Here is a 934-nt window from a genome sequence, read left to right as displayed (position 1 = left end):
TCATAACCAGTACTTTTGGTTTAACACCACAAAATTGACACATGAAAAAAATATTCCCTGCCAAGTCCTGCCAATTGGCAAGGAAGATTTTTTTAGCAATCATTCTATCAAACATTGGAAAATAAAGGTTTTAGATAGAGCTTTCATTGCGATAAGTAAGGGTTTCGCCTTTTGCCAATTGGCAGATATGGGCAATAAAAAAGCAGTGCTGGCAGCACCGCTTTAATTAAAGTATCTGATATAACTTATAGCTCCTTATCCATATATTGCTCAAGGGAAGATTTGAGCTGGTCTAGAAATAAGGTACGATTGGTGGCCCTGTCTTTCATTCGATGAAATGAATGGTGAATATCTCCAAGCGGTACACGGAAAAGTATTTGAAAGACCAGCGTAATTTTGCGGATACCAATTTTTCCATGGGATATCACACCCGAAGCGTAGAGCGCGTAAATGAGTTCGATAAGCGCATTTTTAGAGTCTGTCCAAAAAATGTCTTTGGTTGATTCATGATTATTCAGCAAAGAACTTGAATGCTCCTCTGGATTTATCTTCGTTATCAGATAGGTATAAATTAATTCGTTGGCCATAATCCTGGCAACTTTAGAATCGTAGTAAGTAGAAAACTGGTTATCTATTTCAAAAACGTAACTGTTGAGCCCATCCCTGTAATTTATCTTTCCTCTCATGAAATATTCCTCATCACGGTCAGTTCTTCCCGACCTGTAATAGCGATAAAAATGAGAAAAGATATGTTCTTTAAATTCCTGTTTAAGCTGCCCAAGCTGGCTTGTGAAAAATTTCTGATACATTTTGCCGTCCTTTACAGGGCAGACCGTCTCGATTCGAAATATTTTATTATAGTAAATCAATTGTCCTAAGATCTGGGGCTTGATATCACGAAAAAACTCTATTTCTTCAGCCGGACTTTTAAATC

2 protein-coding genes are annotated in these 934 nt (G+C 37.3%); one reads left to right on the top strand and one right to left on the bottom strand.

The features are described 5' to 3' along the window. The coding region (locus tag B0A64_RS24855) for an SH2 domain-containing protein (RefSeq protein WP_208863574.1) at positions 1–226 on the top strand (226 nt) is incomplete at its 5' end. Between the two features lie 19 nt (positions 227–245). Here the strand turns inward: B0A64_RS24855 and B0A64_RS24850 are convergent. Then, positions 246–934 (bottom strand): RteC domain-containing protein (locus B0A64_RS24850; RefSeq protein WP_123875967.1); only part of this gene is annotated, 689 nt, incomplete at its 5' end.

Source organism: Flavobacterium araucananum, from assembly GCF_002222055.1.
In the GTDB taxonomy this organism is placed as follows: Bacteria; Bacteroidota; Bacteroidia; order Flavobacteriales; family Flavobacteriaceae; genus Flavobacterium; species Flavobacterium araucananum.
Note: the sequence above shows the minus strand (reverse complement) of the source record. Positions and strands in the feature narration are given on the sequence as shown.